24 protein-coding genes, 1 tRNA gene and 3 pseudogenes are annotated in these 25,268 nt (G+C 59.4%); 16 read left to right on the top strand and 12 right to left on the bottom strand.

What is annotated here, in order from left to right:
• Positions 1-52: 52 nt before the first annotated feature.
• The 6 genes from PYH37_RS03195 to PYH37_RS32190 all read left to right on the top strand — a co-directional run bounded on the left by PYH37_RS03195 (position 53) and on the right by PYH37_RS32190 (position 6,776).
• Entirely contained in the window at positions 53-1,045 is a 993-nt protein-coding gene (locus PYH37_RS03195) for an ABC transporter permease (RefSeq protein ID WP_280731987.1), read from the top strand.
• A 4-nt stretch (positions 1,046-1,049) separates the two neighbouring features.
• A complete protein-coding gene (locus tag PYH37_RS03190) occupies positions 1,050-1,844 on the top strand; it encodes an ATP-binding cassette domain-containing protein (RefSeq protein ID WP_280731986.1) in 795 nt (264 codons plus the stop codon).
• A 133-nt stretch (positions 1,845-1,977) separates the two neighbouring features.
• A complete protein-coding gene (locus PYH37_RS03185; RefSeq protein WP_342394653.1) occupies positions 1,978-3,000 on the top strand; it encodes a LacI family DNA-binding transcriptional regulator in 1,023 nt (340 codons plus the stop codon).
• 571 nt (positions 3,001-3,571) lie between these two features.
• Positions 3,572-4,666, top strand: coding sequence for a fatty acid desaturase family protein (locus tag PYH37_RS03180; protein WP_280731984.1), 1,095 nt, complete (start codon positions 3,572-3,574; stop codon positions 4,664-4,666).
• A gap of 74 nt (positions 4,667-4,740) precedes the next feature.
• Positions 4,741-5,076 carry a MocE family 2Fe-2S type ferredoxin gene (locus PYH37_RS03175; RefSeq protein ID WP_280731983.1) on the top strand — a complete coding sequence of 112 codons (336 nt, stop codon included), beginning with the start codon at positions 4,741-4,743 and terminating at the stop codon, positions 5,074-5,076.
• Positions 5,077-6,614: 1,538 nt separating this feature from the next.
• Complete coding sequence (locus PYH37_RS32190; RefSeq protein ID WP_342394652.1) at positions 6,615-6,776, top strand: Thivi_2564 family membrane protein; 162 nt, start codon at positions 6,615-6,617, stop codon at positions 6,774-6,776.
• 257 nt (positions 6,777-7,033) lie between these two features.
• Here the strand turns inward: PYH37_RS32190 and PYH37_RS32185 are convergent.
• The 4 genes and pseudogenes from PYH37_RS32185 to PYH37_RS03150 form a co-directional block, all read right to left on the bottom strand.
• Positions 7,034-7,506 (bottom strand): annotated as a pseudogene (locus PYH37_RS32185) (DUF2213 domain-containing protein); the annotation flags it as partial.
• A gap of 437 nt (positions 7,507-7,943) precedes the next feature.
• Positions 7,944-8,795 (bottom strand): annotated as a pseudogene (locus tag PYH37_RS03160) (anti-CBASS protein Acb1 family protein); the annotation flags it as partial.
• Positions 8,796-9,010: 215 nt separating this feature from the next.
• The gene (locus tag PYH37_RS03155) at positions 9,011-9,235 is read right to left on the bottom strand and encodes a phage terminase large subunit (RefSeq protein WP_280731980.1); all 225 of its coding nucleotides are present in this window, start codon (positions 9,233-9,235) and stop codon (positions 9,011-9,013) included.
• A gap of 100 nt (positions 9,236-9,335) precedes the next feature.
• A complete protein-coding gene (locus PYH37_RS03150) occupies positions 9,336-9,827 on the bottom strand; it encodes a hypothetical protein (RefSeq protein ID WP_280731979.1) in 492 nt (163 codons plus the stop codon).
• Between the two features lie 93 nt (positions 9,828-9,920).
• On the opposite strand from PYH37_RS03150, the gene PYH37_RS03145 reads away from it, so the two are divergent.
• The gene (locus PYH37_RS03145; protein WP_280731978.1) at positions 9,921-10,229 is read left to right on the top strand and encodes a hypothetical protein; all 309 of its coding nucleotides are present in this window, start codon (positions 9,921-9,923) and stop codon (positions 10,227-10,229) included.
• Between the two features lie 118 nt (positions 10,230-10,347).
• Here the strand turns inward: PYH37_RS03145 and PYH37_RS03140 are convergent, their stop codons facing one another.
• Positions 10,348-10,521 (bottom strand): hypothetical protein, encoded by a 174-nt coding sequence (locus PYH37_RS03140; protein ID WP_280731977.1) that lies wholly within the window; start codon positions 10,519-10,521, stop codon positions 10,348-10,350.
• Positions 10,522-10,707: 186 nt separating this feature from the next.
• Between PYH37_RS03140 and PYH37_RS03135 the strand changes: the two genes are divergently transcribed.
• Positions 10,708-10,938, top strand: coding sequence for a hypothetical protein (locus PYH37_RS03135; RefSeq protein ID WP_280731976.1), 231 nt, complete (start codon positions 10,708-10,710; stop codon positions 10,936-10,938).
• 18 nt (positions 10,939-10,956) lie between these two features.
• On the opposite strand, the gene PYH37_RS03130 is transcribed toward PYH37_RS03135, so the two are convergent.
• Positions 10,957-11,033, bottom strand: a tRNA-Thr gene (locus tag PYH37_RS03130).
• A 62-nt stretch (positions 11,034-11,095) separates the two neighbouring features.
• Between PYH37_RS03130 and PYH37_RS03125 the strand changes: the two genes are divergently transcribed.
• Complete coding sequence (locus PYH37_RS03125) at positions 11,096-11,281, top strand: DUF3606 domain-containing protein (protein ID WP_280731975.1); 186 nt, start codon at positions 11,096-11,098, stop codon at positions 11,279-11,281.
• A 17-nt stretch (positions 11,282-11,298) separates the two neighbouring features.
• On the opposite strand, the gene PYH37_RS03120 is transcribed toward PYH37_RS03125, so the two are convergent.
• Both PYH37_RS03120 and PYH37_RS03115 read right to left on the bottom strand, forming a co-directional pair.
• On the bottom strand, positions 11,299-11,502 hold the full coding sequence (locus tag PYH37_RS03120; protein WP_280732548.1) for a hypothetical protein: 204 nt from the start codon (positions 11,500-11,502) through the stop codon (positions 11,299-11,301).
• 199 nt (positions 11,503-11,701) lie between these two features.
• Positions 11,702-12,088, bottom strand: a pseudogene (locus PYH37_RS03115) (hypothetical protein); the annotation flags it as partial.
• A gap of 594 nt (positions 12,089-12,682) precedes the next feature.
• On the opposite strand from PYH37_RS03115, the gene PYH37_RS03110 reads away from it, so the two are divergent.
• From PYH37_RS03110 to PYH37_RS03095, 4 genes are all read left to right on the top strand, one after another.
• Positions 12,683-13,627: a complex I NDUFA9 subunit family protein gene (locus PYH37_RS03110; protein WP_280731974.1), complete on the top strand. Its 945-nt coding sequence runs from the start codon at positions 12,683-12,685 to the stop codon at positions 13,625-13,627.
• 56 nt (positions 13,628-13,683) lie between these two features.
• Positions 13,684-13,920 carry a hypothetical protein gene (locus PYH37_RS03105; protein ID WP_280731973.1) on the top strand — a complete coding sequence of 79 codons (237 nt, stop codon included), beginning with the start codon at positions 13,684-13,686 and terminating at the stop codon, positions 13,918-13,920.
• 522 nt (positions 13,921-14,442) lie between these two features.
• Positions 14,443-15,240 (top strand): protein-L-isoaspartate(D-aspartate) O-methyltransferase, encoded by a 798-nt coding sequence (locus tag PYH37_RS03100; protein WP_280731972.1) that lies wholly within the window; start codon positions 14,443-14,445, stop codon positions 15,238-15,240.
• 11 nt (positions 15,241-15,251) lie between these two features.
• The gene (locus PYH37_RS03095) at positions 15,252-17,675 is read left to right on the top strand and encodes a spermine/spermidine synthase domain-containing protein (protein ID WP_280731971.1); all 2,424 of its coding nucleotides are present in this window, start codon (positions 15,252-15,254) and stop codon (positions 17,673-17,675) included.
• 492 nt (positions 17,676-18,167) lie between these two features.
• Here PYH37_RS03095 and PYH37_RS03090 read toward each other — a convergent pair whose 3' ends face one another.
• On the bottom strand, positions 18,168-19,058 hold the full coding sequence (locus PYH37_RS03090; RefSeq protein WP_280731970.1) for a LysR family transcriptional regulator: 891 nt from the start codon (positions 19,056-19,058) through the stop codon (positions 18,168-18,170).
• Between the two features lie 148 nt (positions 19,059-19,206).
• Between PYH37_RS03090 and PYH37_RS03085 the strand changes: the two genes are divergently transcribed.
• Positions 19,207-20,055, top strand: coding sequence for an oxidoreductase (locus PYH37_RS03085; RefSeq protein WP_280731969.1), 849 nt, complete (start codon positions 19,207-19,209; stop codon positions 20,053-20,055).
• A gap of 359 nt (positions 20,056-20,414) precedes the next feature.
• On the opposite strand, the gene PYH37_RS03080 is transcribed toward PYH37_RS03085, so the two are convergent.
• Positions 20,415-21,194: an EAL domain-containing protein gene (locus tag PYH37_RS03080; protein WP_280731968.1), complete on the bottom strand. Its 780-nt coding sequence runs from the start codon at positions 21,192-21,194 to the stop codon at positions 20,415-20,417.
• Positions 21,195-21,262: 68 nt separating this feature from the next.
• Complete coding sequence (locus tag PYH37_RS03075; protein WP_280731967.1) at positions 21,263-21,952, bottom strand: hypothetical protein; 690 nt, start codon at positions 21,950-21,952, stop codon at positions 21,263-21,265.
• A gap of 224 nt (positions 21,953-22,176) precedes the next feature.
• Here PYH37_RS03075 and PYH37_RS03070 point away from each other — a divergent pair, with 224 nt between their 5' ends.
• Both PYH37_RS03070 and PYH37_RS03065 read left to right on the top strand, forming a co-directional pair.
• Positions 22,177-23,622 carry a sensor histidine kinase gene (locus tag PYH37_RS03070; RefSeq protein WP_280731966.1) on the top strand — a complete coding sequence of 482 codons (1,446 nt, stop codon included), beginning with the start codon at positions 22,177-22,179 and terminating at the stop codon, positions 23,620-23,622.
• On the top strand, positions 23,619-24,272 hold the full coding sequence (locus PYH37_RS03065) for a LuxR C-terminal-related transcriptional regulator (protein ID WP_280731965.1): 654 nt from the start codon (positions 23,619-23,621) through the stop codon (positions 24,270-24,272). Before PYH37_RS03070 ends, PYH37_RS03065 begins: the two co-directional genes overlap by 4 nt.
• Here the strand turns inward: PYH37_RS03065 and PYH37_RS03060 are convergent.
• The gene (locus PYH37_RS03060; protein WP_280731964.1) at positions 24,262-24,678 is read right to left on the bottom strand and encodes a hypothetical protein; all 417 of its coding nucleotides are present in this window, start codon (positions 24,676-24,678) and stop codon (positions 24,262-24,264) included. The genes PYH37_RS03065 and PYH37_RS03060 overlap by 11 nt on opposite strands.
• Positions 24,679-25,268 lie beyond the last annotated feature (590 nt).

Genomic DNA, 25,268 nt, shown 5'->3' with positions numbered 1-25,268 from the left:
GAATGCGGCGCGCGGGGTCTTTGCCAATCTAACCGTGTCGCGGGTCCCCAACGTGGAAAATCGTTCTATAGCCGTCGTCCAACGCCTGATCGCGAGGCCCGAATTCGGACCTTTCGTGCTCCTCGTTGCCGAGATTTTCGTCTTTTGGGGGATCAATCACGAGTTCCTGTCGCCGCAGAACATCAGCAACACACTGGCCTTCACGGTCGAACTTGGCCTGATCGCGCTCGCAATGACGCTTCTGATGACGTCGGGCGAGTTCGATCTGTCCGTCGGATCGGTCTTTGGCTTCTCGCCGGTCCTGATGTGGACGCTGTTCAATAGCGGCGTCACCTCGCTCGAGGTTGGTTTCATCACGGCGCTGGTCGTCGCCGCGCTGATCGGGCTGGTCAATGGCTGGTTCGTGACCCAGCTGAAGATTCCGTCCTTCCTGGTGACGCTCGGCATGCTGCTTGTCGTGCGTGGCACCGCCCTGTTCATCACCAGCGGGTTTCCGCAGCGGACCTGGAGTGCTGAAGGAACTTTCCTGGCTGAGGCTCTCGTCGGCGATTTCTATATCGGCCCGTTCCGCATCTACATGTCGCTCTTCTGGTTCATCGCCGCCGCCGTGGCGCTCGGTTATGTGCTCACGCAAAGCCGGACGGGTAACTGGATCCAGGCGGCCGGTGGCAATCCCAGCGCCGCAAGAGCGCGTGGCGTCAATGTCAGTAGAGTGAAGATCGGCCTGTTCATGCTTTCGGCGATCCTAGCCTCGCTTGCTGGCGTCATCAGTTCGCTGCGCACGTCGGCGGCCAACCCAAACAGCGGCACCGGCTACGAGTTGGAAGTCATCGCCATGGTGGTGATCGGCGGCACGGCGTTGACCGGCGGCCGCGGCACGATCATCGGAACCGTGCTCGGTATTTTGATCCTACGCGTCATGCGCAACGGCATCGTACTGATCGGCGTGCCGGGCCTTGCCTATAACATCTTCATCGGCGCGATCATCCTCGGGATGATGGCGCTCCACTCGTGGCTGGAACGCCGGCATCAGGCGGGGACTTGAGGCGATGGCTGAACCGTTGATCCGCATGGAGAACATCCGCAAATCCTATGGCCGCGTCCAGGCGCTCATTGACGCGAGGCTCCACGTCAACGAACGGGAGATCGTCGGCCTGCTCGGCGATAACGGCGCGGGCAAGTCGACGCTGATCAAGGTGCTTTCCGGCGCCGTTCCCCTGACGAGCGGCGACATTTTCGTCCGTGGTGAGAAGGTGCACTTCCGCACCACAAGCGACGCCATCGCGCATGGCATTGAGACGATCTACCAGGATTCCGCGCTGGTCACGCAATTGTCGATCGCCCGCAACCTGTTCCTCGGGCGTGAGCCGATCAAAGCGCCGCGCTTTTTGAACCGGATGGATCAGGAAACCATGAACACGGTCGCCCGCGACCTGCTCAAGCAGGTCGGCATCTCGAAGAACATCCCGCCGACCACACCGGTCGGTTCGCTCTCCGGCGGCGAGCGCCAGGCGGTGGCGATTGCCCGCGCCATGTATTTTGACAGCGATCTTATCATCCTCGACGAACCGACCAACAATCTGGGCGTTGCCGAGACCCAAGGGGTGCTGAGCTTTGTTCGTAGGGCCCGCGATTCTGGCCACTCCTGCATCTTCATCGCCCATAACATCCATCACGTCTTCCAGGTGGTTGATCGCATCGTCGTCATGCGCCGCGGCAAGGTCGTCGCCGACGATATCGACCCGAAGAAATCCAGCGTCGAGGAGGTTGAGCGGGTCATTACGGGCATGTCCGATGAGGAAATTCGGGCCGCGTTACTTGAGGGCGGACAGCGGCTGGGTTGAGCGGGCTAAGGGAACGCCTGCCCGGGCTAGTTCAGCCAGCCGACGCCCAGTTGTGATGGAAACCAATCATCCGCTCCATCAGATTGTATCAAACGTCTGGCTTGCGATCGCATCAGGCCCTATGACTCCGAAGATGAAAGCCACTGTTGCGGACATTGCAAAGGCTTGTGGGCTATCCACCGCGACGGTGGATCGCGTACTTAACAATCGTGCCGGCGCGAGCGCCGCTAACCGGCAGCGCGTGATGGAGGCTGCCAAGCAGCTCGGTTATCTGCCCGTAGCCGATTCGGTGACGCTTCCCTCCAAGCCCGCCCATCTCGAATTTTTTCTGCCGATCGGCAGCAACGCCTTCATGAACGACCTTGCCAGGCACATCGAGGACTATGCCGGGCGTTTGCCTTTAGTAGCCTCCTGCAGAATTCATAGTCTGAATGGCATCTCGCCGAATGCCTTGCAGCACGCCGTCGAAAAACTTTCGCTGCGTGCGAACGGCGTCGGCGTTATAGCGGTCGATCATCCGAGAACACGCAACATATTGCGTGAGGTCGTGGAGGCAGGTGTACGCCTGGTCACGTTGGTCTCGGACGTTCCGGCTGCGCCGCGCTCAGCCTATGTCGGGATCGACAACAGGGTGGCCGGTCGAACGGCAGCTTTGTTGATGGGCCGTTTTCTCCGCGGGCGTTCCGGGCATTTGGCTTTGGTCGTCGGTTCACGTTCATACCGCGGGCACGAAGAACGTGAGATGGGCTTTCGCTCCGTGCTCAGCGAGGAGTTCCCCAATCTCACCGTCACAATTGCGGTGGAAATCAATGACGAGCCGGAAGTCAGCTACACCGCAACCATGAGGGCGCTTGACAACGAGCCACAACTCCTTGGGATCTATTGCGTCGGAGCGGGGCGTTCAGGAATCGCAAAGGCACTCAGAGAAACCAAGCCTCGGGACAAGCCGGTATTCATCTGCCATGACCTTACAAGAGAAACCCGAGGCTATCTTGTGGACGATCTGCTTGACGTGGTTATTGACCAAAACGCGAGGTTGATTGCCGAGCAGTCGGTCATTCGTCTGCTCGGTTCGATCGCTTCGTCCGCGCCTTACCTCACGAAAAAGTTCATCGAACCCCGCCTGATACTCAAGGAGAACATTCCGGTGCAGTAATTGTGTCGTCCTTGTCGGAACTTTCCGGGAACGATCTTCAAACCCCCTTGGCCGAGCACGAACCCTCAGAGCCAAAGGTCCGCATCTGTCCGATATCCGGGAAGCCCTGTCCTCTGGACCGATCGGGCAGGTGACCGGGTTTATGTTTCAAGGGACCACTGCCGGATGACCCGCAGCACCGGGTCAACTCCCGGCGACAGAGAGACTGCCAGTCTCTCTGTACCGTCCAGGCGTCGTGCTGCCTAAGCTTTCGGGCCGATGGTTCAGCGGTTGGATTTGCCGGTGCGAGGGGCGCCGTGCTTGCCTTCGTGTGGGCCGGCAAGCCAAAGAAAGAGGCGGTCGATATACCAGCATTTTTGGTTACTACCGCAGATGCTGCGTCCGCTTGGCCCGCAGGTTGAAATACCTGCCGCCGCTGTGCGGACATGATGTCCAAAGTTACATTATTCCAGGCGAACGAGTGATTGGATTTGATGGAGGCGCTTCTTGAACGGCAGCCGGTCGGCCATAATGTCAACCTTGCGAAAGGGCAGCGTAGCAAGACTGATCGTAACAAAGCAGGGACAGAGGAATGGTCACGGCCCCAACACGACGCGACTACAGCCTGATCGGCCTCGATGCGGAAGCTGCGTTGGCGAGTGGGCTTGCGTCCGCGGAATGGTACAAGACCGACATCCCGCGAAAGCGCATGAAGGAGCTGATGCAGCGCTCTGACGGCCCGCCGATCCGCGACACGATCATCTGGCTTCTCTCGTTTGTCGTCTTCGGTGTCGGTGGCTACGTCTTCTGGGGCAGTTGGTGGGCGGTGCCGTTCTTCATCTGCTACGGCGTGCTCTACGGCTCATCGACCGATTCACGCTGGCATGAGTGCGGCCACGGCACCGCGTTCAGGACGCGATCGCTGAATGACGCCGTCTATCACCTTGCCTGCTTCATGATCATGCGCGAGCCGACGATCTGGCGGTGGAGCCACACGCGGCACCACACCGACACGCTCATCGTCGGCCGCGATCCCGAGATCGCGGCGATGCGCCCGCCCGCGGTGCTGCGCATCCTCAGCAACATCTTTGCGGTCTCGAACACGTGGAGTACGGTGAGGCAAATGATCCTTCATGCCGCCGGCCGCCTCGATGTGGAGGAGCGGACCTTCGTGCCGGAATTGGAATGGGGGAAAGTGTTCCTGGTCGCTCGCATCTGGCTCGCCATTCACCTGTCGGTGATTGCCTTGGCATTGTTGCTCGGCTCATGGCTACCGCTCATTTATGTGGGCGTGTTGCCGACCATGTATGGGGGCTGGATGACTATTTTCTTCGGCTTGACGCAGCACGCCGGGCTCGCCGAAAACGTACTCGACCACCGGCTCAATTCGCGCACCGTCTATATGAATCCGATCTTCCGGTTCCTGTACTGGAATATGAACTACCACGTCGAGCATCACATGTTCCCTATGGTGCCGTACCATCGTCTGCCCGAGCTTCATGAGGTGATGAAGGCTGACATGCCGAAGCCCTACGCCAGCACCATCGAGGCCTATCGCGAGATCATCCCGGCGCTGCTGCGGCAGATCAAAGACCCGGAGTACTATGTAAAACGCGAACTGCCGGCCTCGGCAAAAGCATTTCGGCCCGAGCTCCACGCGAGCGAAATTGCGGCACCAGCGGAATAACGTTCCTGCGGAGTGCGGCGGGCGGCGTCAAAGCAGCGGCGTTGTCCGCCTCACCAAATCGGAAAGAATCGAAGGTGAGAGAGAAATTTTCTGTGAGCAACGGCTGGATAGAAGCATGCGCGGCCGACGATATCGAGGAGGAGGACGTGCTGCGGTTTGACCATGGAGAGCAATCCTTCGCAATCTATCGCAGCCCGGACGACGCGTTTTTCGCGACAGACGGCTTCTGCACCCATGAGCGTGCGCATCTCGCCGATGGTCTCGTCATGGGCGACATCATCGAGTGCCCGAAGCACAATGGCAGGTTCAACTATCGGACCGGCGAGGCGAAGGGCGCGCCCGTGTGCGTCAACCTCAAAACCTTTCCGGTGAAGGTCGTCGACGGCAAAGTTCTGATCAAAATCGGCTGATCGATTCATCACGCCGCGGCTGGCGCCCGCACAGGCGGGACCACACGCTGAGATGATCATGCAATTGAGGAAACCATGACCAGGGGAATGGTGGTCATAGCGGCATGCGAGTGCGACGGGCTGGCGGCGCTCGCCTTGTGCGACACCGGATATCGGGGACCGGTGACGTTGATCGGCGAGGAACCCATCATCCTTGCGAACGGTCGCCGCTGTCGAAGGACATGCTTACCGCCGATCAGGTTCAGGAACCGCGATTGGTCAGCCCAGTCGGCGCGTTCGCTTACCGCGGCATTACCGTTCGAACTGCTATTGGCGCGACGGCGATCGACTGTTCCGCGCGGAAGGTCACGCTGGCCGACGGGTTGGGGGCTTCCTTATGACAGACTGCTTCTGGCGACGGGGGCCGAACCGGCCGGTGAACGTATCGACTATCTGCGAACCCTCGCCGACGCGCTCAATATCCGCGAACAACTTCGTGCCGGAAGGTCGAAAGCGTTCAGTTTCAACGACTTGCCGAATGGAATTGCCACACTATAGCGAAATAATTCTCTTTGAAAATCAAAGGCGGCTGCCACACCCTGCCACACCAAGGACGGTCCCCGGGAGCGCCGCATAAAATATCCAACACGCTATTTGGTAGCGGAAGGTCCGTTCTGGTCTCTATCACCGACTCGATAGCCCTGAGCTGGTAGACCTAGGAACGTGGCAAGTGGCCTTAGTGCGCGTGATCCGCCAATGCATTGATAATAAAAAGAAATATGTCTTGCCACTGTCACAATCAGCGCTTACATTAGGATCAGAACGTCCCTCGTGCCGTTGACCACGGATGTACTGGCAGCGGCATGAGGTGACGCCGAGAAGGTCGGGTTAGCCCGGCCTTTTTTGTTGGGTAAGGGTCGGCGACTGTAGTTCGAGCGGAAGACCTTGGATTGCGTAGCGCGGCAGCGAAAATGAGCACGGCTGTCTGCTTGCCGGTCTTGCCCAATTGGCGGCCGACCAGTACTGCCGCCGCCTAATTGTTCGCGACCGTCCGCCGCTCGCGCTCGCCATAGGTGTAGAACATGCACCGCCGATGGTCCTCGGACCCCGACTTGTATATCGACGGTGGGAGATGAACGGACGCCAATGACTGATACTGCCCCCCGCCTGATCGGCCGCAAGGAGTCGGCAGCCTACCTCGGCATTGCGGAAAGCACCTTTTCTTGTTGGCTATCAACTCACAAGATGCCGCCGCCAATTCCTGGCACAAGGAAATGGGACAAGCGCGCGATCGACGCAAAGCTTGGCGATATCAGCGGTCTTGATGCCGCGAAAACTGAAGGCGCCCCAGAGAAATGGATGCGTCACTATAGGGAGAAGCGGCGGCCCGTGACAGGATTCGGCGGGTCTCGCGCTTAACCGTTCCGGCCTGAGGCGCTGCGCTGTCGCCTGCGGGCGCGCATAGATCGGGTTCGCCATCCTGCGCTCTTCCCTTTCCAGAACTCAGTCATATCTACGCCTTCAATGCCGAAAGGCTTTTTGCTCAAAGGGCTTGGGGCATACCCGTGGTAATCAGCATCCTGGTCACAGTCCTTTTCGTCGTCGTTTTGCTCTATCTCGTGCAGAAACTGCCAATTGACTCTACGATGAAGCAGATGGCTCAGATCGTCGTTCTGATTGTTGGCATGGTTTCGTTGCTCAGCTCGCTGGGCGTATTCTGATCGATATCCGGGCACGATATCTGCGGCTGCACCACCGTGGCGCCCGGCCAGCACGGGACGAGAACTGGCCAGGGCAGCCCCTCGATCGTGGTCACGACCGGCGTTGCGAGCGCGACAATGTCCTCGATATCCGTTGAAGTAGAGGTTGAATACTGTCCTATCTTCTCACGTGTCACGGTCGACGTGCCGGTGACGACTGGCGACAGGCTGCCCGGGTTCGTCAGTTCGAGGAAAGCCGCCTCATACGAGGCATTGATGACGTGGTTGATCCGGATATCCTTCTGAATGGCGTCGTAATTCTCGCCCTCGGGCGTGGTGCCCGGCTCCCATGCCAGATCGCAGGTGTAGCCGGCGGAAAGCTCCCGCTTGCCCTCGTCGATCGCCTTGATTGCGGCGGCATCCATGACGATGGGCGGGATGCCGACAAATTCACCGTCTCGGGCGACCTCATCGCCGATCTGCCCGACCGAAACGGCTTTCCAGTTATCTGGGGTCACCGCCTCGTCCGGGTGATCATTCGTCACCGGCTTGTGCGCGTAGCTGCCGAGGCTGGCCTTGTCGAAGACCTGATCCTCGGGCCGATAGACCTTCACGATCTGCACTTCCGGCTTGCCGAGTTCATGGCCTGCGTAAGCTGGATGCCGATGCGCGCGGTACGCACGTCGGCAACAACGTAGCCGTCGGCGGTCCGTCGCGTGCCCGCCATCCGCGCAGTGTCGAGGAACTTCATGGCTGATCCCTATGTCAAACGTGGGTTTCGCATCGTGATCACGCAAACATGGCGGCGGTGATGCGAAGACTGGCGCTTGAGTCACCAATATCAGACCATAGTCCGATACCAAGCTTTCACCGCTGCGGTAGGGTTTGCGTCCCGTGTAACGGTCGTGGAGTTTTGTTGTGACTAACGTTTTGGCGATGGCGATGGCGCTGGTAATGGTTGGCTTTTGGGGTTCTGTCGGCCTTCTAATTTACTCTCTGCTAATTTAAATAGTAGCCGAACCTCCAGCAGTCCTGTACAGTTCCTGCCTGGCAATGATGGTTGCCTGAGGAGGATTATATGAGCGACACCGCTTTTGGGTTTCTGCTAGCGGCTGAACTGTCAGCCTTGCTCTGGGCCGCACTGCTCATGGTGGCCTTCTCGGCTTTCTGATCATCCTTTCAGTTTCATCACTGCTCAATGGCCCTTGCGACCGCCGTGGCCGAAAGTTCCTCCTCGGACGTCTCCTGCTCTGACATCTTCTCGTATCCCTCGATCGCGGCATCGAGGCCAGGCAATGAGCCATCCTCGACGAGCGCATTGACCAGAGCATCCGATACCGCATCCCGCGGGATGATCTCCTGACCGGGTGTCGTGCCGACCCTATGGCGAGCTGCATCAGCCTTCGTCTTGAAAACGTCTGCCTTCTCCTTCTCCGACGTGCCCCAGAGCGGCGCCCACTCGTAGTGATGTCCTGGTCACGCGAGCCCATGACACTGCGAATGATGCACTCGCCGAGCCCATCATCGCTGCCGTCATCTCGACGGTCTGCATCGCCTGCAGGCGGTCGTAGTAGTTGCGCAGGTCGCTTTCCGCGATGGCGTTCATGCCTGCCGGATTTGCCGAGAAGTAGCCGGAATGTCGGCAGCAACCTGAGACGATCTGAAGGAAGGACATCAGGACCTCGGGCAGCGTGGCAAAGCTGGCTGTCTTCTGCGCGTATTCCTCTTCCTTGTCGAGGAGGAGGTCGCCGTTGAAACCCTTTGCGTTGGCGGCAAGCGTGTAACGCTCGAGGATCTTTGCCCGGTACTCGGCGTTGCCGAGGTTCGCATGAAATCTGGGAGACGGATGACGTTGACCTTCGCCTCGAAAACGGGGCTAGCAATGTTCGCCGCGGTAGCGTCGGCCTGCTTGATCGCGTCGACGACAGACAACAGAACGCTGTCGCCCGAGCCGGCATAGGTCGTCGAGCCGAACTCGTCATCCGGCGGAGCGTTGCCGTTGAAGATGACCAGGCGCGACGGGTGGATGTTAACGCGTGCACGCGACCGGCCGACTTGAGCAACTCGTCCTCTTTCGCCTTCCATTCGTCGACGCAGGTCGCGAGGAAGCATGCGTTGCCACCGCAGCGTTCTTGTCGTCGCCACTGTCGGTGACATCGAAGCCGATGCGTTTCGCTCCTGCTGGCTGGATGCCCAGCTTCTTGTGAGCATCGATCGTCGCCCTGATCCACGACCGCTTGATAATGACGGCGTCATCATCTTTCCAACGGCTCGCCGAGGTAGATGTGACGGTATTCGTCCTCATCCTCTTTCCGCTTCGCCTCGATGACCTTGAGGATGGTCGACGAGAGGAACGGGTTTTCGTAGTAGTTGATCTGCCGCTTGATCGTGTCGGGCGGCGTGTTGGTCACGAACCGGCGATAGACGAGGTCCGTCGTCAGTTGGGGTTGAAGATGATCCAGAACTGAGATCCTTCCCAAAAATCACGGAGCGCGGGGTTTAGAGTGGGCCTATTTTTCCTCGCCGTAGAAGTCGGCGAGCGTCCGGCCGCCGATTGGTTCGTCCAGGTTGGCATCGAGGTTATGCGCCTGCCTTTCGAGCGGGATCAAACGTGCGGTGATGCGCGGTCGCTTTTCGAGCAGGTCGCCCGGACTTTCCTTGGTCGCCGACGCAAGGCCCATCCGGTGCGACGCCTTGCAGGTAAGTCGAAAGGCGTTCTGCCAGTACCCGCTTCAAACCGTGAAGCTGCTGGAGGTCCTTGCGGTGTGAGGTGATGACGTTGAGGCCGCGAATAGCAGCCCCTTCGATGATCTCGCTATCCGACGCGCGTTGAGCGTGCGTACCATCCTGCGTGCCTTCATCGGCGTCGCTGCGTACCAGCTTCTCGCGCACTGCCTGCCGTACCTCGTCGGCGAGCACTCTTTGCCAGCCTTCAGACTTTGCCTTCTTGCGGATGGCACCTCCGGTGATGCCGTGGGCTGACGCGATGGCACGATGGGATATCTGGCCGGCGCGGTATTCACGCTCAATCGCCTCCCAGTCGGCGCGGCCTTTCTCATCCTTGCCGGTCATAATGCTTCCTTTGGATTAGCGGAACAACCCAGACGGGGTATTGCGCCTCAGAGCCACTTATCGTTTCCTGCTATGCAACTAAGAGAGGAAACCATGGCTTGGTACGTTATCTCTTATGACATCAAGAAAACCACACAGGACCCCCACTCCGAGTTCCTCAATCAAGCCGACAGTGTTGGTTGGAAAGTGTGGGTCTACTCGGGTACCGTGAAGAAATGGTACCGCCTTCCAAACACCACTCTGGTTGGCGCTTTTGCCAATAGGGATGCAGCACTGAAGGCATTTAAGAATGCGATCGCAAGCACCTCAAAGGCACTTGGCATTGCGGTGACAGTCGAAAAATTCTTCCTTTCAGCGTGCGCCAGCACTCTTTTCAACTCAGACGTAATCGTCGACGACTAATCTTAAAATTCGCTGCTCAAGGACAATGCGTCGCGTGAGGGCACAAATTGAGGCATCGGCAAACCCGGATGCGGTTCGACGGCGCTTCCGGCAGATTTCAATCACCGCATTCACTGAGCTAGCATCGTCGTCGGAGTTCGATGAAGCGGACCGCGACGGGCGTCTGGCTGATTGCGACCACACCGAGGCGGTCAGCGGAGAAACTACTTCGAAGCGCGATCGGCGCCGGCATGTCCCGCGTTTCGCAGGTCAGCCCCGCCTTGTCGATGTCGGCAAGGACACTGATGGTCATGCAGGACCGCGGCATTGATGCCAGAGTCGATGGGCACGGCTGCCGCGACGGGCGCCATCGACATGGTGCACACAATCAGTGCGAGACCGGCGAAGGTCCGGGTCATGCTCTTTCCCTTTCGTTGGTTGACAAACTTGTAGGACTCCGGTCGACTCTGGCGGCAGCCATTAGACCCAGGAGGTCCAGATGGAAGACAACCGGGCCACAGTCACCGCGGAGTTCATGGACAACGACATAGACGTCGTTTCGAACGATCCACTCATCGGGACGCTTGAGCTCATCTCTGAGCAAGACGAGGTGATCGAGGTATCGCTAGACCGTGAACGCGCGGAAGCGCTGCTGTCAGCTCTCTTGCAGTTCCTCGCACAGGGTGAAGGTGACGATACGCCGAGGATAACTGCTTCGACGCTCCAGTGAGCTTATCAATCTGAGGATTGGTTGCGGAGGCAGGATTCGACCCGCGACCTCCAGCTTACGAGGCTGGCGAGCTACCGGACTGCTCTACTCCGACGCGGAAGCTGGAACTTACCTTGCTCGGGCGCCGTTTATTTCCGGCTACCAAGGGAGGAATCGTATGCCAGACAACAAGAAATCCGTCGGCCGCGATCGCGGGCGCGCTGCAGCGGGCCAAGCTTACGAGCTCAGCTACCTCAAGCGGAAGCACAAGCTCACAGAAGAACAACCTCGCAAGATCATCAGGGAAGCGGGCAGCTCGCGCGAGAAGGCGAATGCGTTGGCGGAGAAGGTGAAGAAGGCCTAGCTGGGCTTCAGGCAAAATTAACCAAGACAGGGATCGATCAGGTTCTCCCCTGATGGCTGCCCCGTTTTGCTCACATTCACCTCACCAAGATACAGGATGGATACAGCGGGAACAGCCTTTCTGGCGCTCATATGCATCCTCGTCGCGATCGTGATGAGCATTTTGGCGTTCGATCCAGCTACTGAAGCGCCACCCACCAGACCGTCAATCGTCCCGGTCAACTACTAGGCTCTTCGGCAGGCGTCGACTTTCCCAGATTGGGCTAGGCCAAAATCCAGCAAGAGCTCGAATGGATGAGGAACAACCGGTTCTCGTTTGTGCAGAGAAAAAGGCGCATTTCCCCTATGCGCCAAGTGTGAACTTTCGGCAGCGGTCCGGCGAGTGTTCCCTCAGTGAGGTCCGCAACTGTACAACCGCAAATCACTGCAGAAAATCTATACCGCTCGCCTGAGATTTATCCACATCACTCGTCAGGGTGTTTAATTCACTGACAATTTTCTGCACGCGCTCTTTGATCTGCGGACTCAGCAAATCTATAGCCGTCTCCGCCTGATCGACCGTAGAGACGCGCGCTTTCCTACCCTTCGGTAAAATCTTGCGCAGCAGCCCGCTGCAGATGGTGGACGCGCCAAGCCGCTCGTTCTCTTTTCGCCAATGCTGCTTGTAAAGGAAAGCCTGCCGGCGCTCGTGCGGGCCATAGCCGATACCACCGCGCAGCAAACAGACAACGCCGTCGACGCGGCGCAGATCTTCGAAATTCAGCCTGGGTGGGTTAATGAAGGCGTACCCAACCAGAAAGGGGAAGCGCAGCTACCAATTGCCTTTCGAGGTCAGTGAGGAGGCTGTGGAGCACGGCACTCTGCGGTGCTTTCGAAGCAAGTGCCGCTTGGGATAAGAGCACTCGTCGGGTCGCACCAACGAGAGAGCAGGTCACGGACCTTCGCGTCAGGTCCCTACCTAAGGCAATACCGCGGATCGCGATGTCGCGATCGCTAAGCATTCCGACCAACCGGTCGCCGTCGCCCACAGGCATGACGCCGGCGTCGAGACTGGCCATGATCTGCGCGGCCTCACAAATAGTATGCTCGATCTGGGCATCTATTGTCATGCAGTTGCTAACTTTCATGGCAACCTCCCTTCAGTTGCCGAGCCCCGATCACAGATACTAGCTGAGGGAACGGATGCCCATTGGAAACGTTTTCTTCGAATCTGCCCCTCGAATGCCTTGCCTTCGATCGGCCGTGGAAGGAATGCTGCCGTATAAGTTCGGCAGCCAGCAAGGACTCGCGGAACCAGAAACCCTCATCGCGCCGAGCGGATCAAGCGCCTGATGCGGGTATTCCGACGCGGAGAACGCGACCGACGACGCGTCGCCAGGTCAGGAGGGCCTTAGAAAGCACGATGACTAACCAATCTGGTCGAACTGATTTTGCCGACGAGAACATTGTGACGGTGTTCGGCGGAACGGGCTTCCTTGGACGGCGGATCGTGAGCGGGCTTCTGGACAAGGCTGGCGATGTACGTGCGGTCTCGCGTCATCCGCACAAGAATAAGTTGGACAACGCGTCCGGTGAGAGGCCAACTCAGCGGATCGCGGCGGACATACTGGATCCATCCTCGATCGCCGCTGCCGTAGGTGGATCTCGCGCGGTTGTGAATGCGGTCAGCCTTTATGTCGAGCGCGGTGAGCAGACCTTCGAGCGTGTCCATGTAGAAGCGGCAGCCGATCTGGCGACCGCTTCGCGGGATGCAGGCGTCGAGAGGTTCATCCAGATTTCGGGCATTGGATCGGATCCGAAGTCCCGTTCGAATTACATCCGCGCCCGCGGCCGCGGCGAGGAGGTGGTGAAGGCGGCGTTTCCAGGCGCGGTGATCGTCCGTCCCGCTGTCATGGCGGGACCCGACGACGCGTTCATCACCACGATCGCGAGGCTGGTACGCCTCCTCCCGATCTATCCGCTGTTCGGCAACGGCGGCACTCGGCTGCAACCGGTCTATGTCGAGGACGTGGCGGAAGCCGTGAGCCGCTTGGCCTCGGGGCAGAATTCCACGGATGCTTCGATCTTCGAGTGCGCCGGTCCGCGCATTTATTCGTATCGGGAACTCGTCCGGGAGATCGCCACGCAACTCAAAGTGCGAATCAGGCTGGTGCCCATGCCATTCGCGGCATGGAGCATATTGGCGACTGCTGCGGAGTTTCTTCCCGCCGTGTCCTTGACGCGCAACCAAGTCGATCTCATGCGTCGTGACAATGTCGCGGCAAACGATCTGCCGGGCCTGGAAGAACTGGGCATCCAATCCCGCAGCATCGAGGAAGTCGTCCGCATGATCGAGCGCGAGACTTGAGCCGGAACCTTGCGCTGCTTGCGAGGTTGGTGGGACTGAACAGGAGGAATACAACCATGGCCAGATGCGACCAGTGCGGCAACGACTATGATAAGGCTTTCCGGGTGAATTTGGGGGATGCAACCTACACTTTCGATAGTTTCGAGTGCGCGATCCAGAAACTTGCTCCGACATGCCCGCATTGCGGCGTCCGGATCATCGGGCATGGTGTCGAGCAGGGCGACATCATTTACTGCTGTGCGCATTGCGCCGAACAGGAGGGAGCCGACGCGCTTACCGATCGCGCGCCTTGAGGCCGTCACCGTCCTCCGACCTATTCCGGAGCTATTCGGGAACGCTCTCCGGAGAACTATCGAGGGGCTGAAGGCCGCCCGCGGTCGCAAAGGTGGACGAAAACCCGAGCTCACTCAGATCATAAGAGAGTGGCAAAAACCATGCTCGCGACCGGGACATCTCAGTAGCTGATATCGCCCGCCGCTTGGGAGTCAGTCGCGTCACCTCACCAATACTTCCTTCAGGCAAAGACCCGTTCTAAGGAGCTAACGAAGTAGGCGGATTGCATGCCATCTGCGGAAATTCTCGCAACCGTGCAGCTTGGCTTTTCCGCCTATCCGCGGCGAGCGAAGTCTACCCAGTTGCGAAGGAGCCGAAATATCTCCCGTAAATCGATAGGTGTACGGTCGGCATGCTGCCCAATCGCATTGGTTCATTCTCCGGCGACGGCGATCGATATCCCCCAACCTCCTTACGCACCACCAACCTCCAACAGGGTTGATCCGGGCCCGGTGCTGCGGCATGCTTGCTGTGAGATCGGAATGGCGTTCGCTTCAAAGGGCCGCCGTCTTATTCTCGACGTCGTGGGCCAGGAGAGCTTCATGATTGCTCTAGCCCAGTACCGAGCGTTGCTGGCCGCGTCTCTCGCGAGCGTCGCCGTCTTCGTTTCGACATCTTCGCCCGCCCAGGACCGCGCAGCCGAGCGTGCCGCCATGATCGAGACGATCAAGGAGCACGCCCACTCCGGGGGACAGAGTATCGATCCGGCGGTGCTCAGGACGATGGGCACGGTGCCGCGCCACCGTTTCGTACCCGAGGCGCAGCGCGACGCGGCCTATCATGACCGGCCCGTGCCGATCGGGCACGGTCAGACGATTTCGCAGCCCTTTATCGTCGCGCTTATGACCGACCTGATCAATGTCGGGTCTGGTGACACCGTCCTCGAAATCGGCACGGGATCGGGCTACCAGGCAGCCGTCCTGTCGCCGCTCGCCGAGAAGGTTTACTCGATCGAAATTATCCCGGAACTGGGCAAGAGGGCAGCGGCACGACTCGCTGTGCTCCGCTTCGACAACGTCGAGGTGAAGGTGGACGACGGCTACTACGGCTGGCCTGAACACGCGCCCTTCGACGGCATCGTGGTGACCGCGGCTGCCAGCCATATCCCGCCGCCGCTTGTCGAGCAGCTCGCTCGAGGAGGGCGGATGGTCATCCCCGTGGGAGGCCCCTTTGCAACCCAGTTTCTCATGCTCGTCGAGAAGCGACCAGACGGAGGCGTCACGACCCGGCAGCTGCTGCCGGTGAGCTTCGTTCCGCTACGGGGAGGTCCCTCCCGGTGAGAGCGGGTCGCATGCTACCAGTCGGTCTCATTTCGGCAGCGGTTCTCGCCTACGAGGTGCTGCTGATGCGATTGTTTTCGATCGTTCAATGGCACCATTTTGCCTACATGATCATCAGCATCGCGCTCTTGGGCTTCGGCGCGAGCGGTACGTTCATTGCGCTTGCCCAGCGCTGGCTAGTGGAGCGGTACCCGGCTGCTTTCGCGACATCGGCAGCGCTGTTCGGCATCACCGCGGTCGTCAGCTTCGCCATCGCCGAACGCCTGCCGTTCAACGCACTCGAGATCATCTGGGATCCGCGACAGCTCGGTTGGCTCGCGGCCAGCTATGCGCTTCTGATTCTGCCTTTCTTCTTTGGCGCGACCTGCGTCGGCCTTGCTTTCTGCCGTCATCCCGGACAGATCGGACGCGTCTATGCCTTCGATCTGGCCGGCGCGGGGATCGGTGCGCTGGGCATCGTCGGACTCCTGTTCCTCGTCATTCCATCTACGGCGCTGTATTTCGTCGCAGCACTGGGATTCGCGGCGGCTACCTTCGCCGCGATGGGCATCGTCCGCCATCGGTGGCTCGCAGCGGGCGGCCTCGGGGTGGCGGCCGCGTTCGTTGCTGTATCGCTACCGCCGTCCTGGGTGGCCCCCGAGCCCCATATGTCGCAGTATAAGGGCCTCCGCATGGCCCTCGAGGTTCCGAACGCGCGGGTGATCGAGGAGCGGTCGAGCCCGCTCGGGTTGCTGACGGTTGTCGAGAGTGCGACCGTCCCCTTCCGTTATGCGCCTGGCCTCAGCCTTGCCAACACCCAGGAGCCGCCCGCGCAACTCGCCGTCTTCACCGACGGTGACAGTATTGCGGCTATCACCGCCTATGAAGGCGATCCGGCGAAGGTAGCCTATCTCGACCGGACAACGACGGCTCTGCCGTACCGCATCCTCGAGCGGCCGCGGGTGCTAATCCTCGGCGCCGGGGGCGGCGAGCAGGTGCTGCTCGCGCTGCGCGCCGGCGCCGAAACCGTGGATGCGGTAGAGGTCAACCCGCAAATGATCGACTTAGCCCGGAATCGATTCGCCGACTTCGCTGGCGGTATCTTCAGCCGACCGAACGTGCACTTGCATTTGGCCGAGGCGCGCGCCTTCGCTGCGACTGCTGGTGAACGCTACGACCTGATCCAGATGCCGCTCCTCGATTCCTTCAGCGCGGCCTCGGCCGGCGTGCAGAGCTTGCATGAAAACTACACCTATACCGTGGAGGCAATGCGGGATTACCTCGCGATGCTCGGACCAGATGGTGTCGTCGCTATCACACGATGGCTGCGGGTGCCGCCGCGTGACAGCCTCAAACTGTTCGCCACCGCCTTGGCAGCGCTCGAGGCGGATGGCGTGGCCGAGCCTGGCCGGCACCTGGCGCTGATACGGAACTGGAATACCGCAACTTTGCTCGTCGCCAGATCGCCCTTGAAAGGTGGAGACATCGCGGCCATTCGCAGCTTCGCGGCCGAGAACTTCTTCGACATCTCTTGGGTGCCAGGCATCTCCGCGAGCGACGTGAACCACTTCAACCAGCTCGATCAGGAATATTTTTACGAGGGAGCCCTCGCCCTTCTCAGTCCTGAGCGCGCCGACTTCATCGAGCGCTACAAGTTCGCCATCGCACCGGCCACGGACAATCGGCCCTATTTCTTCGACTTCTTCCGCTGGCGCGCCCTGCCCGAACTGCTGGCGCTGCGCACCCAGGGCGGGGCAGCGATGCTCGACTGGAGCTACCTGATCCTCGTGGCGACTCTGGTCCAGGCTGCCATCCTGAGCGCCGTCTTGATCCTGCTGCCGCTATGGATTCGCAGACACGCGCTTGGGCAATCATTGCACCGCCTGCGCTTCGGCCTCTACTTTCTTCTGTTGGGGCTGGCCTTCCTCTTCATCGAGATCGCCTTCATCCAGCGCTTTGTGCTGTTCCTCGGTCATCCGTTCTACGCTGTCGCTGTCGTGCTTGCGGGCTTTCTCGCCTTCGCCGGTCTCGGTAGCGCCGTAGCTGCGCGCTGGGCCGCGGCGGTCGGGCGCGGGTCGGCGGTACGCGGCATCGCGCTTGCTGTCGGGGTTATTGCAGTCCTGGCTGCCACGTACCTTCTCGCGCTGCCCTCAGTTTTCGAGAGGCTGCTGGCGCTCCCGGAGGCCGTGAAGATCGCGATCACGCTGCTCCTCATAGCGCCGCTCGCTCTCTTTATGGGCATGCCTTTTCCCCTCGGCCTCGGGCACGTCGGCGCAAGTTCGGAGACATTCATCCCCTGGGCGTGGGGAATCAACGGCTGTGCGTCCGTGCTAAGCGCGATTCTCGCCACGCTGCTTGCAATGCATATCGGGTTCTCCGGCGTCGTGATGATCGCAATTGTCCTTTATCTTGTCGCTCCAGCCTTGCTTGCAAATCGGCTCGCGATCGAACCATGATCCTTTCCGGTGGTGAAGCTCTTAACGCCTAATAGGGCGCCAAGGGCCAGATCATCTCCGCACTTGACCCCGAATTGGTTGCCGAGGTGTTCGCTTAGTCCCGAGAACTTGCCGCGGACGACATGACGCCCTTGATGGTGACCCATGCAACGTGTTTCGCCAGCCGAGTTGTCTCATACATGAAGGCCGTCAACGAGCTCGGGCCGCCCGGCAGATCTTCGCCAGCCCTAACGCGCGGAGCACCGCGTATAGGCACTCCCCTCTTGGCTCAGTAGCGTATACCTCAACGCACCCTAGCTTCGATCATGCTGCGGTGATTGGCCTATTAGGCCAGTCAACAGCAGTTCGCGACCGCACCTTCTCGCCAACTGCGGAAGTTCGCGGCCGCCTTTGTCCATGTCGGCTGTCGGCCCACTACACACGACCGAGCACGGCGACCTCAAGCGCCGGCGGTCGATAAGGTAAGACGCAGCAAGCACTGCGGCGATTGATTCACGCTTTCCCCTTCATCGCATCGATCAAAGCACGGAAACCCGCAGATAAATGGCGGCGACTGGGGTAATAGAGGTAAAGCGGCTGCTCCGGCTGACACCAGTCGCCCAGCACTTGCACGAGCTCACCATTTGCAATGTGCTTTTGAACACGGTTTTCCCAGACATAGGCAAGCGCCACACCGCTGAGCGCGGCCTCGACCATCAACTCGTGATCGTCAAGCGACAGCGGCCCGGTGGGCTGAAACGTCACCGACTGCCCGCCCTTCTCGAAATCCCAGGCATACCTGGCCCCGGAGGGGAACATGTTCTGAATACAGAGATGCCATTTGAGGTCGTGCGGTGTGATCGGCTTCGGCCGCCGCTCGAGATAGGCGGGCGAGCCGACGACGACGAGGCGCAGCCGGGGCTTGATGCGGAGTGCAATCATCCCCTCGCTCACCCGCTCGCCAAACCTTATTCCGGCATCGAAACCCTCTTTGACGATATCAACCAACCGATCGGTGGCGCTGATTTCAAGCTCCAGGTTGGGATTCTTCTCGAGCAATGGGCCGATGATGTGACCGATCACAAAGGGCGCGATCGAGTTCGGCACATTGATCCTGACCCGGCCAAAGGGCGTGTCGCGAAATCTGTTCAGCGCATCGAGCGCGGATGTGATCTCGCCGAAAGCGGGATCGAGATACGACTGCAAGAGGTCGCCTGCTTCCGTCAGCGAGACACTGCGCGTCGTGCGGTTCAAGAGCCGAACACCGATCCGGTTCTCGAGATTGAGGATCGCGTGGCTTATTGCCGAAGCTGTGACGCCCCTCTCCTCGCCCGCCTTTCGAAAGCTCTTGTGACGGGCGACGGCCGCAAAGGCTGCAAGTTCGGAGAGCTCGGATGCGCGCATTACTGAGTATCACTCATCATAGTTTCGAAAATAACAAATCTTATGCATCAGAAGGATTTGGGTCAAATTCAGCCCGTCAGCACAGAGATGCGGACGCGAACAACCACATCGGCTTTGAAAGGCCGAATCGACTCTTAAGGAACGTGTCATGAAGGTCTGGTTCATCACTGGTGCATCCCGTGGCTTCGGCGCGCTGATGACCAAGGAAGCACTCGCAGCCGGCGACGCCGTGGTCGCTACCGCCCGCAATTCGAGCACCGTCGTCGAGCAATTTGGCGACAACCCCAATCTTCTCGCCGTCGCACTCGACGTCACGAACGAAGCCCAAGCGAAGGAAGCAGCCGCAAAGGCGGTCGAACGCTTCGGCCGCGTAGACATCCTCGTCAACAACGCCGGTTATGGATTGCTGGGTGCGGTCGAAGAAGCGACGGCAGAGGAGATTGAGAAGCTTTATGCCACCAACGTCTTCGGGCTGCTGAAGGTGACGCGCGCGATGCTGCCATATATGCGCCGCCAGCGTTCGGGCCACATCCTGAATTTCTCGTCTGTCGGCGGATATTTCGGCTATCCCGGCTGGGGCGTTTACGGTTCGACGAAATTCGCTGTCGAAGGGCTCTCGGAGTCGCTTGCGGCGGAACTCAAGCCATTCGGCATCAAGGTCACGATCGTCGAGCCGGGCTTCTTCCGCACCGATTTTCTGGCCGACAACTCGCTGTCGGTCAGTGCGGCGGCAATCCCCGAATATATCGGCACGCCGGCCGGCAACATGCGCGATATTGCAGCCGATGCGAACCACGCTCAGCCCGGAAATCCGGCAAAGCTAGCCGCTGGAATTGTCACTCTGGTCAACTCGGCTAACCCGCCGCTCCGCATGCCTTTCGGAAGCGATACGGTGGCCGTCATCGAGGAGCAAAATGCCAGTGTCGCCAGGGAGCTTGCCGAATGGCGCGAACTTGCGCTCTCCACGGATTTCCCGAAGGGCGAGGTAGTCAGTTAATCATCGCCGATGCTCTGGCTCCGTTCGCATTCAGGCGAACGGAGCCAAGGTTCTTAGGCGGTCTCGCCATCACCTAAGTGATCGCGATCTACAATCCTGCGTAGACGCGAAATATGTGGTTCTGGGAACAATATTCTCGAATAGCACAAGAAATGCTAAGCGTTGCAGAAGGCATAGCGGCCCTGCATTTCGACGAGGGAAGTCATCCATGGGCGGAAATGCGCTTGCGGACACGACAGTTCATATTCGCCGTTTGCAACGAGGCCTGTCGCCAGCCGTGATTCCAGAGGCGTTTTCGGGCGATACACGGCTGGTCGGCCGATGGCGGAACAAGCCATTCGAATACGATTTACCGCCACTTAAGGAGTCTCGCTTCGCGCTAATGCATTCGACGCCCGAGAATAGATGGGCGGCAGAGTTGGCTCCGATAGGAGAAATCCCTGCACATGTGTTGCTCCGGCGGTCTTTGCTGCTTCGAGCTGCCCGTATGTTTCGATACCTTCGACCACTACGGTCGACGCGGCGCAGGACGCAAGACCGACCATATGACAGAGTATTGGCGCGGCCTCACCCCGACGGTGTTGCGCGAAAGATGCGTCGATTTTCACAATGTCGACGGGGATGAACATGAGCGAGTCGGCGGTTGAGTAGCCGGTTCCGAACTCATCTAACGCAATTCTATAGCCCAGGACGCGAGCGCTCTGAAGCAAGTCCACGGCGACCGAAAGCATTGTCCGCGGCAGATTTTCCCTAACTTCGAGAATCATGCGCGTGGCCACTGCGCTGTGGCTCGAAAGTAGGTCGTATAAAACCGTGCAGGCTTGTTCGTCGGCGACATTCTCAGCCGATATGTTGCAGCCCAGCACAGCCGACGGATGACGAGCCAGCCAGTCAAATGCGAGGCCGAGGAGGTATCGGTCGAAGGCTGGAGCAATCCCCGATTCTTCCGGGATCGCCAAAAACTCTCCGCTGGTTCTGACCATGCCGTCAGGCTCCACGAGCCTTCCCAGGCACTCCGAGTAGAGGATCTTGCTTGAATCGTCGACGGCGTTGATCTGTTGCAGAGAAAAACCGATCCGTCCGTGCTGCATCGCGCGTATTGCACCGCCGATTGCATTGTCAAGTTTCTCCAACTTCATGGATCGCGCTGTCCTATTCGGATTTCTGGAGGGTTGCCGACCGCTGTCGATACCGTCCACGCTAAGATTCAGTTCGCGATCTCCAGTTCGGAATCCGTAGTTTCAGACGATGTCTTCGGAAGCGTCTCGCGTATCTGGTCGATCTTGCCGGCTGCTGATCCGACGCCAAGTATCTCCTTTGCCTCAGCAAGTGCGTCGTCGGTCACAACGCCTTCTTTTGTGAAACTTGTAAGTGCTCCACGGAGCGCTTCGTCGCTTAAGGCTGGATCGGTCGGAATGGCCCCAGGGCCGTTCGCGGCTTCGAACTGCGCGTATGCCATCGCATAGGCAGAGATTGCCGCCATGCGCCGGTCGTTGGAGTTGATATAGGCGTGATAATTCCTGTTCAGCGAATTCAGCCCGGCGTAGTCGGCGTTGAGGCTCTTTGGCCTGGTCGCGGCGACGTTTGCGGTTTTGGCGACCTTCCCTGCCTTGATAGTCTTGTTGGCCTTGGTGCCACGCGTGAAGAGCGACTTCAGGATGTCGCCGGCACCGCGATCGCTCTTGCTTGCCCGGGCCTTGTCCTGCATACCAGTGGCGGAATGCGCGTTGCGGTGGCCTCCTCCGTTGCCGCTTTTACCACTGCCGCCGGAATTGCCGCCGCCGCTACCGCTTTTGGCAAAAGCCATCCCTGAAGCACCGACCGTGACGCTTGCCACCGGGGCAATGGCTATGGCCAGTGCGACGACACTCCGTCCGAATGTTTTGGAAATAGCCATGGGCGGCCCTCTTTGGAATATTCGCCCTTGGGCGTTGACACTTCTGAACCAATGCAACGGTAGCTTGCGCCACGCCAAGGCACCACAGCCATAAGACTATTGCGTCACTGCGTAGGACCTAGGTCTGACCGACCGGCCAAAAAACGTCCGATCGACCGCCGCAAAGAACGACGCGCCATTGACCCGTCTACCGGAGGCGGTAGTTTACGGCTTCAACCCAACCGATGTGCCGCCAGCAAGTCGAGCGGACGATCCCGAGATTTGTCGTGCGCGCCAAAGACCTTATTCTACGATGGAACGCGCTCCCGTTAGCGAGGCAGTTCCTGCTGGCCGGTGGCATCGTCGCGACGTCGGCGATGCTGGTGGTCGGCGCATTCGTCACCAGCCTCATAGAGGAGGCCGTCACCCGAAACTCGGCAGCGACGACTGCGCTATATGTGGACAGCGTGATCGCGCCACTCCTGCCTGACATGCAGACGACCGAAGTTCTTGACGATACAGTCGCGCGCGCGCTCGATGAAACGCTTGGACAGGGCGCGCTCGGTACCCGGTTGCTGGCATTCCGCCTCTGGCGTGCAGACGGCACTGTTCTCTACTCGAACGAAAGGAACATGGCCGGAAGGAAGTTTGAGCTCAGTCGCGAGCTGAGAATGGCGTTTGATGGTAAAATGGTGGCCCAGTTAACGCCGCATGACGACCTTCAAGATGAGACCGGCCGTTCGGCTAGCAAGCAGCCGCTCCTCAAAATCTACAACCCCGTGCTGCAGCCGTGGTCGGGACAGGTCGTGGCCGTTTCGGAGTTCCATGAAATTGGCCATGACTTCCAGCTTAGCTTGCGCCGGGCGGGAATTCTGACTTGGCTGGCTGTTGCGACGTTTACGTTCGCCTTCTTCGTTGTGCTCTCGGCGATCGTCATGCGGGGCAGCAGAACCATCGAGAAGCAGCGCCTCGCGCTCGAGCAGCGCGTCGAGGAACTGTCTTCCCTGCTGTCGCAGAACGAGACCCTGCGTACACGCTTGCAGCAAGCATCAGAACGGGCAACGACTCTCAATGAAAAGATGCTGCGGCGCATCGGTGCGGATTTGCATGATGGCCCAGCACAGCTCCTAGCGTTTGCCTCGTTGAGGTTGGACAGCGATGCGCTGTGGAATGCCTCGAGTTCGACAGAAAAACGCAAACGCGAGATTACCGCTATCAGGGCAAGTCTCGACGAGGCTATGCATGAGATCAGAACCATATGCAGCGGTCTGGTCCTGCCGCAGATCGAAACTGCCAGCTTATCTGAGATACTCGAGCGCTGCGTTCAGGCGCACAAGCAAAGGACGCGATCGGCTGTGGATTTGTCGTTATCCCACCCACCCGATCACCTTTCTTCATCGGCGAAGATTTGCATATACCGCTTTGTGCAAGAGGCGCTTAACAATGCTTACCGACACGGGGGCGGTGTTGGGCAGCGTGTCGTGCAGAGCATCGACGGCGACAGAGTGCGAATCGAGGTGGCGGATGGCGGGCCTGGCTTCAATCCGAACCAGGTAAGTCCCACGAGCCTTGGGCTTGCCGGCCTGAGAGAACGGATAGAAAGTCTAGCGGGAACATTTGAACTGAACGCCGCTGCACCCGGCACGGTTGTTCGGATATCGCTTGGCATCGAGGAGATTGGGCAAGTATGACGGCTGCGATACGCGTTGCGGTGATCGACGATCACCCTCTGTTCAGAGAGGGCGTGACAAGAAGCCTGTCAGAGATCGACGGCTTTGAAATCATAGCCGAAGGGAGCTCACGCGACGACGCGCTGAAAATTGCCAAGAACCTGGGCCCTGACGTTATGCTGCTCGATATTTCGATGCCCGGCGGCGGAATGGGCGCGGTTCCGCTTATCCTTGAAATGGTGCCGTCACAAAAGATCGTCATGCTCACCGTTTCAGAGGCTGGCGATGACGTCACGGCAGCTTTGCAGGGCGGTGCCAAAGGCTATGTCCTTAAGGGGATCGGATCGAGAGCTCTGGCGGATGTCATTCGGACCGTGGCATTGGGCGAGAGCTACGTGGCTCCGACACTCTCGGCCAAGCTACTGTCCAGCCGTGCCCCGGCCTCGGCAAGCAAGCTCGACTTGATCCGGGATTTGACCACACGAGAGCGGGAGGTTCTCAATCTTGTGGCGTCAGGCATGAGCAACAAGCAGATCGCACGAAAGCTCAACCTGCACGAGAAGACCGTTAAGCACCACATGACGCAGATAATGGCAAAGCTCGACGTCGCCAATCGAACCGAGGCTGCGATGGTGCTGCGGGACGCGCTTGACCGCCCGCTCATTCACTGAGGGAAAGCAGCCGTTTCTCATCGTCCGGAGTCGCGCGTCGGTTGACAATCGTACGCCCACGGGAGTCCTTCATGATGTAGCGGCCGTCCTTGATCTGCTCGCTTATTCCTTTGGCGTGGCGGACTCTCAAGTCCGAGCTGCTATCTCGGACGGTCGTGCCTTTTCCGCTCGCCCCGGTCGAATTGCTGTTCGAATTGCTGTCGTTTGAATTGCCGCTTCCCCTCCCATTGCCGTTTCCACCACCATTGCCGTTTCCGCCGCCATTCCCGTTTCCGCCGCCATTCCCGTTTCCGCCGCCATTTCCGTTCCCGCTGTTGCCGTTCTTGGCCAGCGCGGTCTGAGCAGCGACAAAGCTGATTGACGCAGTGCACAGTGCCGACATGAATTTCCGTCGCGTGATCTTCATAAGAAACGTCATTGGCGCACCATTCGCCCGCTAGTGGCTACCGAAACACGTCGACGAGCAATGGCGGGCGGATGTCGAGCTCAGCGCGAAAGCGGCGAGAACCCAGCAACTCCGTATGTTGCGTCATCTTCGGGATACCTTGTTCATGGCTCAAACCGGTCGTCAATCCGCAGTTTTCCGCGGCCAGCGACTTCAGACCTTTCTCTCAGCGCTGTCGGACGTTCGCTCACTCTGCCCAGGACCAAGGTCTTACACCCCTCCCGTTCCCACCACCTGGAAAGCCGGTAGAAGCAATCCGGCCGGGCGACCTCCAGGGCGGGACATTATGCGATCTCTTGAGGAAGAACGAGTACCGCTTAGCTACTGATCACCTCCGCTTTGCAACTGCGCGACCTCGCTCTCCTGACGGTCGGCCTGTCGAGCATCGACATGTAGATGATGCCGATCCTGATCTTCTTGACGCTTCTGCCTGCACCGAGCGCATCACCTCGGCCGAGGGATCGATATCGCTCAGGATCCTGAGCCGGCCGACGGGGAGGACGCTTCGGCAAATTTGCGGGGAAGACGTCGGAGCTATTCAGCCACATACT

This window comes from Sinorhizobium numidicum, from assembly GCF_029892045.1.
Classification (GTDB): domain Bacteria; phylum Pseudomonadota; class Alphaproteobacteria; order Rhizobiales; family Rhizobiaceae; genus Sinorhizobium; species Sinorhizobium numidicum.
Note: the sequence above shows the minus strand (reverse complement) of the source record. Positions and strands in the feature narration are given on the sequence as shown.

Coding starts and splice junctions, on each gene's coding strand:
- PYH37_RS03110 (WP_280731974.1), top strand. CDS start 12,683: ATGACTAACCAATCTGGTCGAACTGATTTTGCCGACGAGAACATTGTG.
- PYH37_RS03135 (WP_280731976.1), top strand. CDS start 10,708: ATGGAAGACAACCGGGCCACAGTCACCGCGGAGTTCATGGACAACGAC.
- PYH37_RS03095 (WP_280731971.1), top strand. CDS start 15,252: ATGCTACCAGTCGGTCTCATTTCGGCAGCGGTTCTCGCCTACGAGGTG.
- PYH37_RS03145 (WP_280731978.1), top strand. CDS start 9,921: ATGGCTTGGTACGTTATCTCTTATGACATCAAGAAAACCACACAGGAC.
- PYH37_RS03085 (WP_280731969.1), top strand. CDS start 19,207: ATGAAGGTCTGGTTCATCACTGGTGCATCCCGTGGCTTCGGCGCGCTG.
- PYH37_RS03065 (WP_280731965.1), top strand. CDS start 23,619: ATGACGGCTGCGATACGCGTTGCGGTGATCGACGATCACCCTCTGTTC.
- PYH37_RS03140 (WP_280731977.1), bottom strand. CDS start 10,521: ATGACCATCAGTGTCCTTGCCGACATCGACAAGGCGGGGCTGACCTGC.
- PYH37_RS03100 (WP_280731972.1), top strand. CDS start 14,443: ATGGCGTTCGCTTCAAAGGGCCGCCGTCTTATTCTCGACGTCGTGGGC.
- PYH37_RS03075 (WP_280731967.1), bottom strand. CDS start 21,952: ATGGCTATTTCCAAAACATTCGGACGGAGTGTCGTCGCACTGGCCATA.
- PYH37_RS03190 (WP_280731986.1), top strand. CDS start 1,050: ATGGCTGAACCGTTGATCCGCATGGAGAACATCCGCAAATCCTATGGC.
- PYH37_RS03070 (WP_280731966.1), top strand. CDS start 22,177: ATGTGCCGCCAGCAAGTCGAGCGGACGATCCCGAGATTTGTCGTGCGC.
- PYH37_RS03105 (WP_280731973.1), top strand. CDS start 13,684: ATGGCCAGATGCGACCAGTGCGGCAACGACTATGATAAGGCTTTCCGG.
- PYH37_RS03080 (WP_280731968.1), bottom strand. CDS start 21,194: ATGAAGTTGGAGAAACTTGACAATGCAATCGGCGGTGCAATACGCGCG.
- PYH37_RS03125 (WP_280731975.1), top strand. CDS start 11,096: ATGCCAGACAACAAGAAATCCGTCGGCCGCGATCGCGGGCGCGCTGCA.
- PYH37_RS03090 (WP_280731970.1), bottom strand. CDS start 19,058: ATGCGCGCATCCGAGCTCTCCGAACTTGCAGCCTTTGCGGCCGTCGCC.
- PYH37_RS03185 (WP_342394653.1), top strand. CDS start 1,978: ATGAAAGCCACTGTTGCGGACATTGCAAAGGCTTGTGGGCTATCCACC.
- PYH37_RS03150 (WP_280731979.1), bottom strand. CDS start 9,827: ATGACCGGCAAGGATGAGAAAGGCCGCGCCGACTGGGAGGCGATTGAG.
- PYH37_RS03180 (WP_280731984.1), top strand. CDS start 3,572: ATGGTCACGGCCCCAACACGACGCGACTACAGCCTGATCGGCCTCGAT.
- PYH37_RS03060 (WP_280731964.1), bottom strand. CDS start 24,678: ATGAAGATCACGCGACGGAAATTCATGTCGGCACTGTGCACTGCGTCA.